At 60.7% G+C, this 18,247-nt stretch carries 12 protein-coding genes and 4 pseudogenes; 11 read left to right on the plus strand and 5 right to left on the minus strand.

What is annotated here, in order from left to right; genetic code table 11:
* Positions 1 to 185, minus strand: a 185-nt coding sequence (locus AWB68_RS36025) for a universal stress protein (RefSeq protein WP_160110131.1), incomplete at its 3' end; no start/stop codon positions are given.
* A gap of 225 nt (positions 186 to 410) precedes the next feature.
* Between AWB68_RS36025 and AWB68_RS36030 the strand changes: the two genes are divergently transcribed.
* The 7 genes and pseudogenes from AWB68_RS36030 (at position 411) to AWB68_RS36060 (ending at position 7,101) form a co-directional block, all read left to right on the plus strand.
* Complete coding sequence (locus AWB68_RS36030; protein WP_087649023.1) at positions 411 to 899, plus strand: hypothetical protein; 489 nt, start codon at positions 411 to 413, stop codon at positions 897 to 899.
* Positions 889 to 1,635, plus strand: a complete 747-nt coding sequence (gene phbB, locus AWB68_RS36035; protein WP_087649024.1) for an acetoacetyl-CoA reductase — start codon at positions 889 to 891, stop codon at positions 1,633 to 1,635. The genes AWB68_RS36030 and phbB overlap by 11 nt, the downstream gene beginning before the upstream one ends.
* Before the next feature lie 21 nt (positions 1,636 to 1,656).
* Positions 1,657 to 3,390, plus strand: coding sequence for a PHA/PHB synthase family protein (locus AWB68_RS36040; RefSeq protein WP_087649025.1), 1,734 nt, complete (start codon positions 1,657 to 1,659; stop codon positions 3,388 to 3,390).
* Between the two features lie 122 nt (positions 3,391 to 3,512).
* Positions 3,513 to 3,786 (plus strand): annotated as a pseudogene (locus AWB68_RS36045) (divalent metal cation transporter); the annotation flags it as partial.
* Positions 3,787 to 3,920: 134 nt separating this feature from the next.
* Positions 3,921 to 5,315 (plus strand): annotated as a pseudogene (locus AWB68_RS36050) (IS701 family transposase).
* Between the two features lie 22 nt (positions 5,316 to 5,337).
* A pseudogene (locus AWB68_RS36055) lies at positions 5,338 to 5,704 on the plus strand (divalent metal cation transporter); the annotation flags it as partial.
* Between the two features lie 776 nt (positions 5,705 to 6,480).
* A complete protein-coding gene (locus tag AWB68_RS36060; protein ID WP_087649032.1) occupies positions 6,481 to 7,101 on the plus strand; it encodes an ACT domain-containing protein in 621 nt (206 codons plus the stop codon).
* A 528-nt stretch (positions 7,102 to 7,629) separates the two neighbouring features.
* Here AWB68_RS36060 and AWB68_RS36065 read toward each other — a convergent pair.
* Entirely contained in the window at positions 7,630 to 8,001 is a 372-nt protein-coding gene (locus AWB68_RS36065) for a DUF3564 family protein (RefSeq protein ID WP_087649027.1), read from the minus strand.
* Between the two features lie 994 nt (positions 8,002 to 8,995).
* Here AWB68_RS36065 and AWB68_RS36070 point away from each other — a divergent pair.
* The 3 genes from AWB68_RS36070 to AWB68_RS36080 all read left to right on the plus strand — a co-directional run bounded on the left by AWB68_RS36070 (position 8,996) and on the right by AWB68_RS36080 (position 11,705).
* Entirely contained in the window at positions 8,996 to 9,958 is a 963-nt protein-coding gene (locus AWB68_RS36070) for a universal stress protein (RefSeq protein ID WP_235028688.1), read from the plus strand.
* Between the two features lie 610 nt (positions 9,959 to 10,568).
* The gene (locus tag AWB68_RS36075; RefSeq protein ID WP_087649029.1) at positions 10,569 to 11,000 is read left to right on the plus strand and encodes an Hsp20/alpha crystallin family protein; all 432 of its coding nucleotides are present in this window, start codon (positions 10,569 to 10,571) and stop codon (positions 10,998 to 11,000) included.
* A gap of 54 nt (positions 11,001 to 11,054) precedes the next feature.
* Positions 11,055 to 11,705: a BON domain-containing protein gene (locus AWB68_RS36080; protein ID WP_087649030.1), complete on the plus strand. Its 651-nt coding sequence runs from the start codon at positions 11,055 to 11,057 to the stop codon at positions 11,703 to 11,705.
* A 298-nt stretch (positions 11,706 to 12,003) separates the two neighbouring features.
* Here AWB68_RS36080 and AWB68_RS36090 read toward each other — a convergent pair whose 3' ends face one another.
* Positions 12,004 to 13,395, minus strand: a complete 1,392-nt coding sequence (locus AWB68_RS36090; protein ID WP_087649033.1) for an MBL fold metallo-hydrolase RNA specificity domain-containing protein — start codon at positions 13,393 to 13,395, stop codon at positions 12,004 to 12,006.
* Between the two features lie 183 nt (positions 13,396 to 13,578).
* Positions 13,579 to 14,040: a hypothetical protein gene (locus AWB68_RS51195; RefSeq protein ID WP_160110132.1), complete on the minus strand. Its 462-nt coding sequence runs from the start codon at positions 14,038 to 14,040 to the stop codon at positions 13,579 to 13,581.
* Positions 14,041 to 14,064: 24 nt separating this feature from the next.
* Between AWB68_RS51195 and AWB68_RS36100 the strand changes: the two genes are divergently transcribed.
* Entirely contained in the window at positions 14,065 to 15,042 is a 978-nt protein-coding gene (locus AWB68_RS36100) for a universal stress protein (protein ID WP_087649031.1), read from the plus strand.
* A gap of 88 nt (positions 15,043 to 15,130) precedes the next feature.
* On the opposite strand, the pseudogene AWB68_RS36105 reads toward AWB68_RS36100, so the two are convergent.
* Positions 15,131 to 17,639 (minus strand): annotated as a pseudogene (locus AWB68_RS36105) (cation-translocating P-type ATPase).
* Positions 17,640 to 18,247: the final 608 nt, after the last annotated feature.

Below are 18,247 nucleotides of genomic sequence, written 5' to 3' on the forward strand. Positions count from 1 at the left end.
TCATGCTTTTCAAAGTACTCGGCTGAACCGGCCATCACATAGAACGAGCGCGGCTCAGGGGTGAAAACCGCGTAGGCCCCCGTCAGATGTGCGCCAAAGCGCTTCGCGAGGCGCAGGGCGAATTCGAGGCGCGGATGCGCGCGCTCGCTCGCGTCAAGGTGAACAACGATGCTTTTGTAGCTCATTGAGGTGGCTCCGGTTGTCGAACAGCGCTTAAGTGTTTTCCTCGGTTCGAGTCTAGGGGCCGCGACGCGGTGTCCGTTGACGCAGATCAAGCAGTCTGCAGCTTGCAGGCGTCGTACGTTCCGATTGATACAGGTCAACAAGTGCGCGAGCACGGCGCATACATTGAGACTCTGCGAGCCCGGCCGTCGCCCGGCCGATCTACCCCGACCGAAAAGGAGTTGGACATGGAGATTGAATTTCACGACCCGTTCGACATCTGCCGCACAAACTTGCGACTAGCCTTGCGTTTTGGCTCGCTCGCGCAGGAGTGGCGGCAACATGTCTGTACGCTGCAAGTACGGCGGATCGAACGCGATAAGGAAGCGCTCGAAAGCGAGCGCGAAGCCCTGGCTCGCGCAAGAGACTGGGGTGAGTTCAATACCGCGACGCAAACGGTCATGCGCGAGTACTTCGCTGCGACAGTGAGCCTTTGGCAGGAAGGCGTGGGCGTAGCGATGCGCAATCAAACGGTCGTTGGCGAAGCGTTCGCCGATATCCTGAAGGATTGGCAGTCGGCGTGGACCGGCGGGTATGCGAAACCGGCGAGCGGCGCCTCGGCCGCCATCCCTGACTGGGTCAACGGATTCACGCTCGCCATGCGGGCGGCACAGCAAGCGGCGGGCGCACCTACCGCTCCCGCACAGGGCGCGAAAGGAGACCATCATGCCGTCTAGGCGCGTCGCCCTGGTGACAGGCGGGACGGGCGGCCTTGGCGCGGCGGTCAGCCGGCGGCTGCATGACGCTGGGATGACAGTGGTAGTGACACATTCGCAACGCAATGATCACGTTGCAACGTGGCTCGCGCAGGAGAGCGATAATGGCCGTCAATTTTACGCACAAGTGGTCGATGTCGCGGACTTCGACTCCTGCGCCGAATGCGCTCAACGCGTGCTCAACGATGTCGGCATTGTCGATGTGCTTGTCAACAATGCGGGAATCGCTCGCGATGCGAGGTTCGTCAACATGACAAAGGCGAATTGGGATGCCGTCCTGCGCACGGATCTGGACTCGCTCTTCAATATGACCAAGCCGATTATTGCCCGAATGGTCGAGCGTGGTTTCGGGCGTATCGTCAATATTAGCTCGGTGAACGGCTCGCGCGGCGCGTTCGGCCAGACGAATTATGCGGCGGCCAAAGCGGGCATCCACGGCTTCACCAAATCGCTTGCGCTCGAAGTTGCCAAGCATGGCGTGACGGTCAACACGGTGTCGCCCGGCTACCTTGCGACCGCAATGATCGAATCGGTGCCGCAGGACGTGATGCGTGACAAGATCCTGCCACAGATTCCCATCGGCCGGCTCGGCAAGCCCGACGAGGTCGCCGCGCTTGTCGCCTTTCTCTGCTCCGATGACGCTGCCTTCATCACGGGCGCGGACCTCGCGATCAACGGCGGTATGCACATGCAATGACATCGACGACGAGCCAAACGTATGAGACGTGACCTCACTGAAACGACAGCACCGTTTCCGGCGCCACAAAGCGATTGCGGACGGCCACGCACGAATGTCAAGGATCATGCGCTGGATCGTGCTGCACACGCGATGGTCGCCGCGACCACATCCGGGCTCTCTCCCGCTTCGATCTGTCTGGCGTGGCTCGACTGGGCATTGCATCTGGCGGTTTCACCCGGCAAGTGTATGGATCTCGCTCGGGACGCTACTCGGAACAGGCCGCCGGGGCCCGTCGTGCCGACGGACGACCCGCGCTTCTCAGCGCCCGCGTGGCAGCGCTGGCCATTTAGCGCATACCGCGATGCCTTTCTGCAAGTGCAGCAGTGGTGGCAGGACGCAACTACCGGCGTGCTCGGTGTCGACAGGCATCACGAACAAGTGGTGAGTTTTCTCGCGCGCCAGATTCTCGACGCGTTCGCGCCGAGCAACTTCGCGCTGACAAATCCTGTCGTGCTCGAAGCTGCGATTCGCAGCGATGGCGCGAATTTCACCGCAGGCGCGCGGCACTGGATCGAGGATCTTGAAGACTACTCCACTCGTTCCAGAGGCGAGCACATCCGGCGAAGCCCTTACGTTCCAGGCCGCAACGTCGCCATCACGCCGGGCAAGGTCGTCTGGCGTAACAGCTTGTGCGAGCTGCTGCAATATTCGTCATCAACTGCGCAAGTGGCCCGCGAGCCTCTCTTGATCGTGCCATCGTGGATCATGAAGTACTACGTCCTCGACCTGCAGCCGCACAATTCGCTGATTCGCTACCTGGTCGGCGAGGGCTACACGGTCTTCACGATCTCGTGGCGCAACCCCGGCGCCGAAGCGCGAGATGTCGGGCTGAATGACTACCTGTCACATGGATTGCTCGCCGCGTTCGACGAAGTCCGCGCTCGGTGTTCTGGCGAAGCGGTGCACGCGGTTGGCTACTGCCTCGGTGGCACGCTCCTCGCGATCGCTGCCGCAACCCTGGCGCGAGACGGCCGCGCAGGCGAGCTGCGTACCGTCACGCTTCTCGCTGCTCAGACGGATTTCACGGACCCCGGAGAGCTCGGTCTTTTCATCGACGCAAGTGCGCTCGCTGCGCTCGATTCCTTAATGTGGGAACAAGGCTTTCTCGATGGTGCACAGATGGCCGCCGCCTTTCAGTTACTCAACGCGCGCGACCTGATCTGGTCGCGGGTGATGAGCGAGTACCTGCTCGGGCGTCGATCCAAACCGAGTGACTTGATGGCATGGAACGCGGACACGACGCGCATGCCGTATCGCATGCACAGTGAATATCTGACGCAGCTCTTTCTGCATAACGATCTCGCCGAAGGACGCTATTGCGTCGGCGGGCGTCCAGTTGCGTTATCCGACATCGCGCAGCCGATGTTTGTCGTCGGCACCGAACGTGATCACGTCTCGCCATGGCGATCGGTCTACAAGCTGCATTTGCTCACGCACAACCTCCTGACCTTTGTTCTGACCGCGGGTGGCCATAACGCGGGCATTGTGTCGGAACCCGGGCATCCGGGCCGGCATTATCGACGCGCGACGCGCGGGCAAGGCGCGCCGTACCGTAGCCGCCAAGCGTTCTTCGACGAAGCCGCCGTCGTCGAAGGCTCGTGGTGGCTCTGTTGGTCGCGTTGGTTGCGTGAGCAGTCGAGTGGCGTGGTCGATGCGCGCATGGTTGTCGATGGACTTGGCGAGGCCCCCGGGGCATACGTGCTGGAGCCTTGAACCCCGGCGCGACACAAATCGCAAGCGAGCGAGCTATCTGGTGTCGTTCATGGCGCGGACCGCACCTTTCAATTGCGCCGTGAGGCGACTGCGTGCGATGCTCTGAGGATGGGATAAGCAAGATGGAACGTGTGAATGCCATTCGCGCCTTGTGGGGGCGACTGAGGGAGCACCCCCCTGTCGCGTGTCGGGCCAGGGCTGATCACCGGCGTAGCTGACGACGATCCGAGCGGCATAGCCACCTATTCCCAAGCCGGCGCTCAATTCGGTCTCAATATGCTCTGGACGATGCCGCTGGCCTTTCCACTGATGGCCGCGATGCAATCCACGTGTGCGAACCTTGGCCGGGTCACCGGGAAAGGACTCGCCGCCAATATCAAGACCACGTTTTCGCCAACCGAGGCTGCCAGCGCACTTCGGCCGCTCGACGGCAACTTCGCCTACGTGCTCTTTGCTCTTGGAATCCTTAGTCTTACTGTGTCACAAAAATGATATACTTTAGTCTCCTATCTAAATAGGATCGCTAAGTGATGGTAAGCCTGAGCCGATTTGAACAGTATCTGGATCACCTTGCGCAGGGACTGGGACACGCGGACCGGCGGGCCGGACTGGAGGGTTACTGCACCGGCTTGATGTTGCCGCTTTCACGTAAGAGTGTGGAACCGATGGCTGCGGGACTCGATCCGCTGCATGTCAGCTCACGACATCAAGCGCTGCATCACTTCGTCGCGAAAGCAGACTGGTCTGACGAGGATATGTTGAGAAGGGTCTGCCAGTGGTTGGTGCCGATGATGGACTTCACGAGCGGCGGATTCTGGATCATTGATGACACGGGCTTTCCAAAGAAGGGCAAGCATTCTGTCGGTGTGACGCGCCAATACTGTGGCGTGCTGGGCAAGCAGGACAATTGTCAGGTCGCGGTGAGCATTTCGCTGGCGAACGAGCAGGCAAGCATTCCGGTCGCTTACCGGCTGTATCTGCCTGAGGTGTGGGCTGAGGATGCGCAGCGACGCGAGAAAGCCGGCGTGCCGCCCGAGGTGAAATTTGCCACGAAAACGGAAATCGCCTTGCAACAGCTGGAGACGCTGGTAACCGAAGGCGCACCGCGACACTGTGTGCTGGCAGATGCGGGCTATGGCGTTGACACAACGTTTCGTCAGCGACTTTGTGAACTGGGACTTGACTATATCGTAGGCATTACATCGGCAGTAGTGGTCTGGCCGCCCGGAGTCGAGCCACTACCGCCTGAGCCCTACAGTGGCCGCGGCCGCCCGCCGGTGAGACCGCGCGAGACGGCGCAGCGCAAACCGGTGAAGGTCAAGGAACTGGCCTTTGCATTGCCTCAGAGCGCATTCCAGACGGTATGCTGGCGCGAAGGGACCAACGTCATGCTCAGCGGACGCTTTGCCGCCGTGCGCGTGCGTCACGCCGGCGGCGACCGGGGCCGCGCCCGTTTGCATCCCGAGCAATGGCTGCTCATCGAATGGCCCGCTGAAGATGTTGAACCGCTGAAATACTTTCTTTCCACGCTGCCGCCGGACATCACGCTGGGTGAACTGGTTGCCAAAGCGCACATGCGTTGGCGCATCGAGCGTGACTACCAGGATCTAAAACAGGACCTAGGGCTTGGACATTACGAAGGCCGCGGCTGGCGCGGATTCCATCATCATGCGGTGCTGAGTATCGCGGCTTACGGGTTTCTCGTCGCTGAACGCATTGCTGCGGCGAACTCGCCTGGCGCTAAAAAAAACGCCGTCGCACGCGAAGTCTTTGCATTACCCGAAAATTACATTCCCCGGGGAAGCCCAACGCGCTCAGCGCCACGTTCCTGATTCGATTACTACGCTGCGGTACCACATCGCCTGGACGCTCATCGCTCGGCTTCCACGCTGCCCGTGTTGTGCGCAGACCAACACACGGTATAACTTGTGACACAGTAAGATTAGGGTCGGCCTGATTGGCGTACCCGTGCTGGCGGGTTCTGGAGCCTATGTCCTTTCCGAAGCGATGGGCTGGAAAGAGGGGCTCGAACGCAAGGTGAATGATGCTCGTGGACTTTACGGCATCATCGCCGTGAGCGTGCTCGCCGGACTCGGAATTCAGTATTCGCCCATCAGCCCGATGAAGGCCCTGTTTTGGAGCGCGGTCATCAACGGGGTCGTCGCGGTTGCCGCTGATGGTGGTGATCCTTAAGCTCGTGTCGAAGAAGTCGGGAATGGGGGCGTTCACCGCAAGCCGGTCATTGCTTGTTCTTGGCTGGATTGCCACGGGCGTGATGGGCGCAGCGGCCGTTCGGATGATTATTCCCGGTTAGTCCCGCAAAAGATGCTAACCGAAAATCGGCCTGGCCGCGACATGCTGAATAAAGTGGCGGGGCTGCCTGGGAAGCGACGAGCTACGACTTCAAACCGCTTTTTTGTCGCGCCCAAAAACGCGGCAGAGACGCACCGGTGCACCGGGGTTTTGATCGGGATCAAGCGTCCGAAGTCCCGAGAGCGCGAAGCGCGACCGTCTCGCATATTCGCCAGGATGCCCGCGCGGTGGGTTGTATCTCTGGTGTCGGCAGGCAGTTCATGGAGGCCGCCGCAAATCAATGGCGAGGACAATAGAGATGTCCGTGAAAACAGAGGCGTGCCTCGCTCTTCATACCATCGTTAGGGCTTGCATGGCGAAGGATCAAACGAGGTGCGGTGTTCGACAGAAAAGCCGAGTGTTAGTGTCGGACGTTCTATCAAGCTGCCCTGCGATGCGCATTGGCTGTTGCACTGGCACCGCCTTCTCGGTCATTGCTCAATCCCCCTTCGCTCTGGTAGCCGGCACCGATCGGTGCCCCGAAAATATACGCGGCAACATGAAGGGGCAGTTGAGTTTCGCCCGATCGGAAGCCACCAATCCTTCTCAACCCCCGGGGTAGCGGCTGACCCAAAAATTGTGGGGCGGACCTGTCGGGTTCTCTTCATCGCCCTGTCTAATCTTCGTGCTGCTACGCAGTCTGCTCTCCACGAGCCTTTCGAAATGCAAAACGAATGGAAGACTACAATGCATTCGACGCCATAGAAATTTGGAATGTTCCGACCGCGGAGAAGCATAGTGACCGATAGATTGCAACAACTACTCTCGCAAATCAGCGAACTGGAAGACGAACTGCAGATCGTCCTGCACGATCGGGAGGTGCCGATTTTCTTCACGCTCCGAGGAAAACGCGTTGAGTTCGAATCGAGTCTCAAACGCCTACATCGGGACTTGCGAATCGGCTTGATTGCTTGGCTCAAAGCGAGCGAACCTCGCAGGTGGGTGGCCGCTCCGTTTATTTACGGACTAATCGTGCCACTTGTACTGCTCGACGTCGGCGCGACCGTCTACCAGGCGATCTGCTTTCCGCTGTTTCGCATTGCGAAGGTGAAGCGCGCGGACTATATCATCCCTGATCGCTGGCAATTGAATTACCTCAACGTCATTGAGAAGCTTAACTGTGGTTACTGTGAATATGCCAACGGACTTATCGCCTACACCGCGGAGATAGCTGCGCGCACGGAACAGTACTGGTGCCCGATCAAGCACGCGCGCAAAGCCCTGGGCACTCACGCTCGCTACCAGCGATTCCTAGCGTACGGAGATGCGCAGGGATACCGAGCCCATTTGGAGGATCTGCGAGCGGCGCTTGCGAAGTCGCCTGAGCGCCCCTTCAATGCTGATCCCCGTCAGGACTGATGCTGTCCTGACTTGACACTGGCGCGCATATAACGTCCGGTTTATTGAATGGCGGTTTCATCGTTTCGGCGCTTGGCGCATTTGCCGTCTGTGTCCGAAGGTCAGAGGCAACGGAAGGCCGGCCGAGGGGCGGTGCCTGCCGCGCCGAAGCCCGTGCTGGCCGGCTTTGGGTTGGCTGTGGATGCAGGGGGGTGCGGTACGGTTGATTCCTCGCGCCAAGGCGAGATGATAAGCGACGCACGGTGCAGGTGGCCCAGCCTGCGCCAGGCAACCGACCGGTGTAGCTGCGACGTGGAACAGGACACGACATGCAGAGCGTTGCTGGCCAATTTTTGCAGCATGTTGTTGGAGAACGCCTTCAGCAGTTTTCGATGTTTGCGAACATACCAGACCCACTCGGGTTGCATCCAGACGGCAACGACAGAGGTGTCGCTACGCTCTTAATCAGTATCAGTTTAGATAGACGAACTTCGTTGACGCCGTCATCATGCGTCCCCCCGATAGACGCGCATGCCTCTCCCATTGGGATCAGACCCGCTCGCTTTGGGAGGCCGAATGCGCGGGCGAGTCATCGCAATCCGTAACTAGCTCTACGTGCCAGTGGCCCGCCGCAGGCTGGATTCCCTGATCGGCGTACCAAAGAGCGCGCCCGGTCTCGCCCTCGAATGGCCCGTCGTGAGAAGAGGCATCGAAATCTTCGAGCACGCACAGAAGCACCTGGTCGGTCGGACCGCACATCAATGTGCCAGTCTGTGCTTTGACCAACGGGCCTTCGCGGGGCAGCATCAGGCCGCACTGGCTTTTGCACAGCCAGCGATGGGCGCCCTTTTCAATTTCAAGGATGGCGTATCCACACGGGCAGACACGGTCGAAAGTGTCAAGATGGAGGGTGATACGCATTGCATACTCCGATATCGGCCACACGGGCCGAAGTGACAAGCTCGGGTGAAAAGCTTATCCAGCGTCAGCGGGTGCGTGGATGACCCAGGTCAAGTTCTCGTCCGGAATTGGTTCGAAAAGTTGACGGAGGTGGCGCGCGCACCGGAATTTTGGACGATTTACCCCTCGCGCGCTGTCGCGAGTTCCCGAACCTGGCCCTCGGTCCTCCTTCGACAATCATCTCGCGATCGGAAAAACAGTCGTTGTTCCGATCAAAACCGGTTGCAAGGCGCGGTGCAGCACCGCGCTTGACGTATCGAGCCATCAGGGTTGGCCGCTTGTCGCAACTATGGGTATGTGGATTTCTGCTTGTCTCAGAGTGGATTTCAAAAGGCTGCGCCCAAACGGCTCGAGCTCGACTTCCAGCGCTCCCGGCAATTGATGGAGGTCCGAGGGTACGTCGCAGTTTTTCGCAGGCTTGATGTAGGTCAACGGCCGAAAATCACCCATGCATAGAGTATTGTTGTGCAATTCGCATTCTAGCAATGCGGATGCCAATGAGCGCACTCGTGGATGCCAAGGACCCCGGCGTGGGAGAAGCGGCGAACCGAGCGGGGCTGATAAGACGCGCTCACTGAGTCAACGTCCCGAGTGCCTCCGAGACATCGGGACGGGCCACTGATGCCGCGCCGCGCGAAGGTGATTATCTTTCGTCGTGAAACCGGGCGTCGATGTGACTTGGCATCTCCCATTTGTGGAGTGACGGGGCGTGAGCCCCACCTCTGATACCGGTCCCGGCATCGCAGACACCTCGCGGGGCAACCACGATCTGCGCGCCGACGAATGCAGCGTCTAACGGAGCTCAGAAATCCGTCGGAAAATAGCCGATCGGCGTGCGATGGTCATCGGCGGATGCGAGTTGAGTTGTTCGCGTTGTTTGCGCCACGTGCAAGTGAATGGGAAAAAGCGGTAGAACGCCTGAAGTTCGGGCTTAGGACGAGTAGAGGAGCCGATGATGAATTCTGCAACCGAGTACCAAGTAAGCACCGATTTCAGTCGAATTCTGCTATGCATCGATTCGACCACACCATCAGCACGGTTGGCCGGGTTTGCCCGGCAACTTGCGACCGAAAAGACCCAGGTTCGCATCGTTGGTGTGCTGGAAAATGCGCGTGCGGTCTTTCCGTTAGGTCCGCTCGCTGGTTTCAATCTGAGCGCGGCGCATGCGCAACTTCTCAAGGCGGTGAAGGACGGATGTGTTGCGGCGCACGAGTGCCTGACCGCATCCGGTGCGTCAGTTGATAGCGAGATTATAGATCTCGTGAAGGACGGCGGCGACGCGGCTCACGCGCTAGCACACGAGGCACAGAAGTGGCAGGCCGACTTGATGGTCCTCGGTTCGCGTCATCACCGCGGGCTGCTTCGCTGGGTCGAACGGGCGGCTTCCGCTCCGGTGCTGAAGATCGCGAGTTGCGCCATCCTGGTCGTTCCCGAGCAATGCGAAAGGGATTGGAGCGGCAGACCGCAGCGTATCCTCTTCGCAGTCGACGGCAGTCCCGCCTCGCTGGAGGCGCTGCGAAGCGGCTCGAAGCTGGCGGCGGCAGGCGCGTTGTTCAGAGCTATCTATGTCGTAGACCGTGCAGCGAGAGTCACCGACTTCGTGCCGCTTGCCGTGCTGCAAGACGCCTTCGTGGAAGAAGGAAAGGTGGCGCTTGCGAAAGCACGGGAGGCCTTCGCGCCACCGCGCGACGCTGAGGGCGTCATGCTCGATGGTGCGCTTACAGAAACCGATCTAACCAGCGACGACGTGCCACACGCGATCCTGCGTGAAGCAACGCGCTGGCAGGCTGATCTTCTGGTCATGGGTACACATGGCAGACGGGGCGTAGCTCGCTGGATGCTTGGCAGTGTTTCCGGCCGGGTCGCAGAACTCACGCAGATGCCATTGCTGCTGGTGAGGAAGAACGATAGTCGGTGACTCTTGTTATGGGCGTGTCCACTGCGGCGCCCTCGAATTTGCCAGACGAGCGATGCACGTGGATCGGATCGTTCGCACAGCCGGGTATAGGTGACCACGACGCGAACGGTCGGCAACGCCTTGGAATGTAACGGGGAGATCGAGCGTCGCGCTTGAAGACACCCATTCGACGGGCATTTGAAGCCGATTAAACAGGTTGAGCCTCGGCGCGTTGACCGCGCGTCGTACCTTGGTGCCGGGACGAGCGTCCGCAAGGCATCTGTTGCCTTTCCCGGAGGCGCCGATATTGCCGCCGTCTTCCTCCGTCAGCACCGCCGAGGACCGCGCGAAGCGTGCGTGCAAAGCTTGGCCCCGCGTGCGCCCCAACGACGGGCTGGGCTCCCCTGTGTCTGATCACGAATCGCGTCCTACACGCTCGTGGAAGGTTTCGACCGACCGACGACGCGCTTGGGTTGGAGTTGCTTGACGTAGGTCAACCGGTCTCAGTTGCGCGGGTCTAAAGTCATTTCGTGCACCCGCAGTTTCGCTGCGAGTCATCAGGTTGGGTCGGATCTGCGTAAGCTCGATCGGCCGTTTTGTTGCAGTTCTTAAACCTTAAAGGAGATGTGCGATGAGCAATTTGTCTCGTTTTGATCCGTTCTCGATCGAACCGGTATCCGAGATGTTTCAGGGTCTGTTCCGCCCGCTTCGTGGTATCAGCAACGAGGACGCGCCGCTCGCGCAAATGAAAATCGATGTCACGGAAAATGACACCGCGTATCAGGTCAAGGCCGAGTTGCCGGGCGTCGAAAAGAAGGATATCGACGTAAAAATCGACGGAAATGTAGTCTCGATACACGCAAAGGTGGAACGAAACAAGGAACAGAAAGAAGGCGAGCGCGTTATTCGTCGCGAGCGCTACTCGGGCGCAGTCAGCCGGTCGTTTTCGCTGGCGAGCGACATCGACGAGGCGAGCGCGTCGGCCCAGTACCAGGACGGCGTGCTGTCGCTGACGTTGCCGAAGAAGACGGCGTCAGAGCAGAAGCGTTTGCAGATCAATTGAGACCCATGAGCGTGCGGTGCGCCGCGCGCTCATCAAGTATCGGAGAGAGGCACGATGAAAACGGATCGCAAGTTAAAAGACGACGTGGAAGAGGAGTTGGACTGGACGCCCGACGTGAACTCGACGGGTATAGGCGTCGAGGTCAAGGACGGCGTGGTGACGTTGTCAGGTCATCCCTCAAGCTATGCAGAAAAGCTGGCGGCAGAGAAGGCGGTGCAGCGCGTAGCCGGCGTTAAGGCAGTCGTCGTCGAAATGGAAGTCCGCCTGCCTCATTCCGATGTGCGCAACGACGCGGACATCGCCAACGCTGCCGATACTCTGTTGCGCTGGACCGTGGGACTTCATGAAGGGGCCGTGAAGGTCCAGGTAGAGAAGGGTTGGGTAACGCTGAGCGGAGACGTCGACTGGGCTTACCAGAGCCAGGTGGCCGCGCGCAGGATCGCCCACATGCGGGGCGTCACAGGCGTCGCGAATTTAATCAAAGTGCGTGCCAACTTGGCTGCTGGCGACGTCGGCGAGAAAATCGGCCGAGCGCTCCAGCGACATGCCGAACGGGAAGCGAAGCACATTGCGATCGATGTGCAAAACGGCACCGTCACGCTTGCCGGCAAGGTGGGCACGTACGCCGAACGCATGGCCGCCAGGGGCGCGGCGTGGTCCGCACCGGGCGTTCACGCGGTGGTCGACAATCTCGAGGTCGAATGATGGAGTCCCCGCCCATGCGTCTGTCCGGTAAAGTGACCTGCGCCGACTGGAGCGTCGCCGCTGACACACACGAGGCGGAGGGCGGGTTCGGATGCACGATCCGAGTCGAACAGCATGGATCCGATGGCGTTCTCTTTGAGCATAATTTTGAGCAAGGCCTTGGAAAGCGAGCGTGAAGCGGTGCTCGCGGCTTTGCGAGAAGGCATGGTCTGGATCAACCTGAAGCTGTCGAATACGATCATCGTCTAGCCGATCCTCGCGGATCGGCCGCATCCCCTTTCGGATTGATCAAGTCGGGTCACTTAGGGGTGTTTGGGGTGACCTGTTCCGCTGCTCTCAATTCGACCGACTGTAAATATGTCGGGACCTCGCACGGCCAATGCAGCGTTTCCCAGATCCGGCGACGCAACGCGTCGGCGGCGGCCGGTTCGCCGTGCGTAACGAAGGTGCGCTGCGGAACTCCAGGCATCGCGCCGAGCCATGCCAGGATTTCGCTGTAGTCGGCGTGCGCGGACAATGAGTCGATCAATGTCACCCGAGCGCGCACGGGTACGTATTCGCCGTGGATCTTGACTGCCGGTTCGTGGGCCGCGAGCGCGGCACCGCGCGTGCCGGCCGCCTGATACCCGACGAGCGCGATCGTATTGCGGCGGTCGGGTGCGAAGGCCTTCAAATGATGCAGGACCCGTCCACCCGTTGCCATGCCGCTGCCCGCGATTACGACCATCGGGCCATTCCTGCTCGTGACGGCTTTGGATTCATCGACGGTCCGCACCATCGTGGCCGCATGACCTATTGCGTTGGACTGCGACATCGTCAGCCGATGTTCGCGCACGTGCCGGCTATAGATCTCTGTAACACTGGTCGCCATTGGACTGTCGAGAAAGACAGGCACGTGGGCCATGCGGCCGGTTTCTTTCAAGAGCGCGATGTAATGCAAGATTGCCTGTGCGCGGCCGACCGCAAAGCACGGAATCACGACCACACCGCCTTGCCTGAAGGTGTCTTCGAACACGGCTTCGAGCTCGCTTGCGGGGTCGGCCGGAGTGTGCAGCCGGTCGCCATACGTGGATTCGACGATCAGATAGTCGGTGTGTGAGAGCGGCGCCGCGGCCCGCATGATCGGGTCATTCGGGCGTCCAAGGTCGCCTGAGAAGGTCACGACTGTGCCGTCCATCTTCACGACGACGCTCGCCGCTCCAAGGATGTGTCCAGCCGGCAGCAGCCGAAAACAAACGTTCTCGCTCAGGACCGTGGGCACATCGAAATCACGGGTAACGAGAAGGCGCAGTGCGTCTTGGGCATCCTTCAATGTGTAGAGAGGCAGCGCTGGCTTGTGTTTTGAAAAACCGTGGCGCGTGGCGAAATCCGCTTCTTCTTCCTGAAGTTTCGCGCTGTCTCGCAACATGACCTCGCACAGGTCGCGCGTGCCTGCCGTGCAGTACACGGGACCGCGATAGCCGGAACGCGCCAACACCGGCAGATAGCCGGAATGGTCCAGGTGCGCATGCGTCAGGATCACTGCGTCAAGCGTGTCGATCGAAAACGGAAGCTCGCCCCAATTGCGCAGCCGGAGGTTCTTGGTGCCTTGGAAGAGCCCGCAATCGATCAACACGCGAATGCCGGCGCCTTCGAGCAGATACTTCGATCCGGTTACCGTTTCGGTTGCTCCCAGAAAAGTCAGCTTCATCATTGATCCTCGGCTGGACTGATCGTTTGGTTGGACTCAAGCGCCGTCGCGCTGCGCCGCCGCTCGATCAAGCGTACTTCTCGCCCGAACGAAGAGAGTTGATGCATGTCAAGCGCGCGGGTCTGCGTCGCGCTGGCGTCGACATCAATTCTTTGCTTGATTTAGGTCAGTCCGTCGCTGCGGTTAGCTCTTTATGCTCGTGATACGCGCAATTAAACCAGCGCGCAACCCCGCTGAGACGGTCGAACGGAGAAATGTCATGTCTAAGGCCAGAGTTCTTGTCGTGTATTTCTCGCGCACCGGTACAACGCGCAGGGTCGCCTCCACGCTCGCGAACTCGTGGTGATCGGCACGCCGGTCTGGGCCGGTTCGGTATCGGCACCGACGCGTGCGTGGCTTGCGACGAACCTCGCTCACCTGCATCGCGTGGCGTTCTTCTGCACGCTGCGAGGCCGTGGCAGTGAGTCTGCTTTCGCACAGATGGGTTCGCTTGCCGGCAGACAGCCTGTCGCGCGGTGCGCGATCACGACGCACGAAACGCGACTCGGGGAGGAAAGCCGGTTGTTGGACGTTTTTACTCGTCGGCTCGAACGCAAGCTCGCGCAGCTCGAAGAAATGGAATGGTTGGTTTGAGTTGTCATACATTCCTGCTACAAAAGGAGAAGACTGATGAGCACCAAGAACCCAAGCACCACGAACATAGCGCCGGGCACGGCTGCTGGCTTCCAGCGAATTCTGCTGTGCGTCGACTCGTCACTTGCGTCGGAGCGCGCAGCGGACTTTGTGCGGAATATGATGGGGGCCGGCGCGCAAGTACGCATCATCGGTGTCGTGGAGAATCCACGCGTCCTGATCCCAACGGCGCCGCTGGCCGGCCTCGATTTGAGCGCCGCGCGCGCCGAGTTGATGGACGACATGCAAAACGCATTGGCAAAAGCGCATGCGTCGTTCGATCAGTCTTCCGCCGCGGCTCAAGCGCAACTCATCGACCTGGCGAAGCACGGGGGCGACGTCGCGCATGCAATCGCAGACGCCGCTCGCGACTTCCATGCGGACCTGCTCGTGCTTGGTTCACGTCAGCATCATGGTCTGCTGCGCTGGGTCGAAGGAACCGTGTCCGAGCCGGTTATGCGACTCGCCGAGTGCGCGATTATCGTTGTGCCGGCTCACTGCGAAAAGCAGTGGAGCCACGCACCGCAACGGCTGCTTTTCGCGATCGATGACAGTGAAACGTCGCGAGAGGCGCTGCGGATCGGCGCGCGACTGGCCGGGCCTGGAGCGCAACTGAAGGTCATCTATGTCGTCGATCGCGCGGTCCGGTTCAGTGACTTCGTGCCGATCCATCTGCTGGAAGATGCCTTTGTGCAAGAGGGAAACGCATCCATTGCCAAAGCTCGCGAGGTTCTGGCGCAGCTTCCGAACTTGGCGCAGGCGCATGTCGAGGCATCGCTCGCCAGCACCGATATCACAAGCGACGATATTGCTCACACGATCGTTCGCGAGGCAGCCGCTTGGGGTGCCGATTTGGTCGTCATGGGAACCCATGGCCGGCGAGGTCCAGCGCGGTGGATACTTGGCAGCGTAGCCGGCCGGGTTGCACGGATGGCTGAGACCCCGTTGATGCTCGTGCGCAAGTCAGTTTCATAAAGGGTGTGGCTGAGCGTCCGAGCCAACGACAGTAAAGCCCGCGCCGGTCGGTACGCTCTCGGCCTGCGAAGGCGGCACCTTCATTTGGTCATTTGAACACGTAGAGCGCGAGTAAAGGGACGAGCGAAAAGAGTCGTGCCAGCGTGGGGACCGTCATGAGCAAGAGCAGAGCGGTTGCGGTCAGGGCCAGGACAAGACCAATGTAGTTATTTGCCACGCCCGCAGGGCGGAACATGCTTCGGCTCGCAATCACGCGCACCGCGAAAATTAGCGCGACGTTGCCGCCGACGAGCACGAGAAACGCGAAGGTTCGAGCGAGGCTGACGTCATGCCGGGTCGCGACCGTGGCCGCGTAGACAGCAAGCACGATCAGCGCGAGCACGACGCCGGCGGCAGCGCTCCGTACGAATGCGGCGTTCGAGAGCAGCGCCTTCTGCGTACGGTGCGGCGGCCGCTTCATCAGATCTCGCCGTTCCGGCTCGTTCTCGAATACAAGCGAACACACGGGGTTGATGATCAGTTCGAGAAACACGATGTGCAAGGGGGCGAGCATCACGGGCCAGCCGAGAATGACAGGGATCATTGCGGCAGCCACCATGGGAATGTGTACCGCAACCGTATAGCTGATAGCCTGACCGAGATTGTCGTAGATGCGCCGGCCCAGCCGGATCGCCGCGACGATCGGCGCGAAGTCGTCGCGCAGGAGGACCAGCGCCGCTACTTCGCGGGCCAGCTCGGTGCCGCGCCGGCCCATCGCAATGCCGATGTGTGCGGCCTTGAGCGCAGGCGCATCGTTCACGCCGTCGCCAGTCATCGCTACCACGTTGCCTCGCGCCTTGAAGGCTTCAATCAGGCGCAGCTTCTGCTCGGGACGCACCCGCGCGAAGACATCGGTGGTGGCGATCGCCCCCCGGACTTGTGCGTCGTCCCACGCGGCCAGTTCATCGCCGGTCACAATCCTACCTGCACCGATGCCGACCTCGGCCGCGATCGCGTGTGCCGTTGAGGGATAGTCTCCAGTGATCATCACTACGCGTATCCCAGCTGCTTGGCACTCGGCAATCGCGCCTGCGGCGTCGGGGCGCACCGGGTCCACCAAGCCCACCAGTCCGACGAACGAAAAGTCGAAATCGTGCTGGCGCGCTGGCCAGTCGACGCCATAGTGACGCGCCTTGGCGACGCCCAGCACACGCAGGCCGCCCGACGCAATCTGCGCGGCCCGCGACAGGATCGCCGCGGTGTGGGCGGCGTCGAGACGACAGAGTGCACAGACCGCTTCGGGCGCCCCCTTGCAGGCGACTGGCCGGTGATCCAGCTGCGGGGCGTCCCAGCCATGCGCCATTGCCGGCAGCCCGGGCGAAAGCGAATACTCGTGCAGCAAAGACCAGTCCGCGTGCAGATGCTCCGTGTTGGCGAGGCATCGATTGCCGGTTTCATGAAAGGCGCGCTCCATCGGATCGAACGCATCGACCTCGCTCGCGAGCACGAGGTATTCGAGCAGTTCATGCTGACCTTCGTCGATATGCGACGTCGCTTCGTCGATAAGTTGCAGAGTTTCCCCTGAATACAGCGCTCGGACCGACATCCGGTTCTGCGTCAGCGTGCCGGTCTTGTCGACGCATAGTACCGACGTCTCGCCCAGCGGCTCGAGGGCGTTCATGCGGCGGGTGAGCACCCCTGCGTCGGCGATGCGGCGGGCACCGAGGGCCATGAACACGGTTAGTATCACGGGGATTTCTTCGGGCAGGAGGCCCTGCCAGGGTTATGCCGCCGAGTACGCCGGGAAGCCAGTCCCCGTAGCGCCATCGGTATAACAAGGCTAGCAGGACGCAGAGCGCCAGCGCAAGCGACGCGAAGCGAGTCACGAACGTGCCCGCCTGAACCTGCAACGGCGACGGGCTTTCAGCGATCGCGGCGAGTGAAGATCCAATCCTACCGAGCGTGCTGCGCGCGCCGGTTGCTGTCACGCTCATGAGTGCCTGGCCCTGCACAATCATTGAGCCGAAGTACAGTGGACTGTCGCCGCTCTTCGCTATCGGTTCGGATTCGCCGGTCAGAAGCGACTCGTCGACGCTTAGGTCATGCGAATCGAGGACGGTACCGTCGGCCGGAACGCGCGCGCCTTCGTTCACCAGAACGAGGTCGCCCGGCACCAGCTCGGCTGCCGACACGAGTTTCCGCTCACCGTCGCGCAGCACATCGGCGCGGGGTGCGGACAACTCGCGTAGCGACGCGAGCACTTTCGCCGTGCGATGACTCTGAACAACGGTGAGGGCGACGATTGCGAGCACGAAGACGAGCAGGACAAATGCCTCCAGCGTGTCGCCGAGCACGAAGTAGACGGCGCTCGCACCGAGGAGGAGCAGGAACATCGGTTCGCGCAGGACCTCAAGCACCGCCTGGCGCCAGCCATGTCCGGCCCGAGACTGGACGATATTGCGGCCGAAGCGCTCTTGCAATTCGGCAACTTGCGCATCGCTCAGGCCACGTACGATCGGATTTGCCTCACTGGCTGCATGGGGCGCCCGCCCGGCCGAAGGCGACTTCCCACTGCCGGTTTTGCTGCACTGCGGTGCGAAAGCTGACGAGCGAGCCATGGGCTTAATGTTGCTTCACTGGATCTTCTGAGCATGTCCGGACGGTGGGGCGGCGAGTTGATCGGAATCAAACGCCGTGCAATCCAGGGCAGCGTATCGGTCGCGCGGCCGCGGCAATAACGGAACTCATCAAGCGCGTTTCCCAAACGACTCGACAGGCACCGCGGTATCGAATGCGACGGTCGGTGAGAATTCCTCATCCGTCAACGGCGTCGCGTCTTGAATCTCAATCGTAAGGACGGCTTCGTCCCCGTCGGCGAGTTGGTACGCGGCCGGCGCGCTCTCGCGCACTCAAGTCTGAAGCGCAGGCGGGGCACGGAAGCGGAGAAGGACTTCCGGGAATCTGAAGCAGCGAGAAAGCGCTCAAGCGCGGACGATATTCGTAACGAAAAAAATCCCATCGACCAGTGCGTTTCAACTTGGCCAAGCTTACTTCATACGCACTTTGCGCGCGCCTTGCCACAAGTGTCCGTGTCACGGCCAGGGCGCGGACGACAGGCATATCACAGGTCTATCAAAGGGAATCTAGCATAGTCCGACCTGCAAAATTCGTTTTGGCTCGTCGACGCGTCCGGGCGGTCGATCAGATGCGATCGTACTTTCCGATT

It is taken from the genome of Caballeronia choica (assembly GCF_001544535.1).
GTDB classification, from domain to species: Bacteria; Pseudomonadota; Gammaproteobacteria; order Burkholderiales; family Burkholderiaceae; genus Caballeronia; species Caballeronia choica.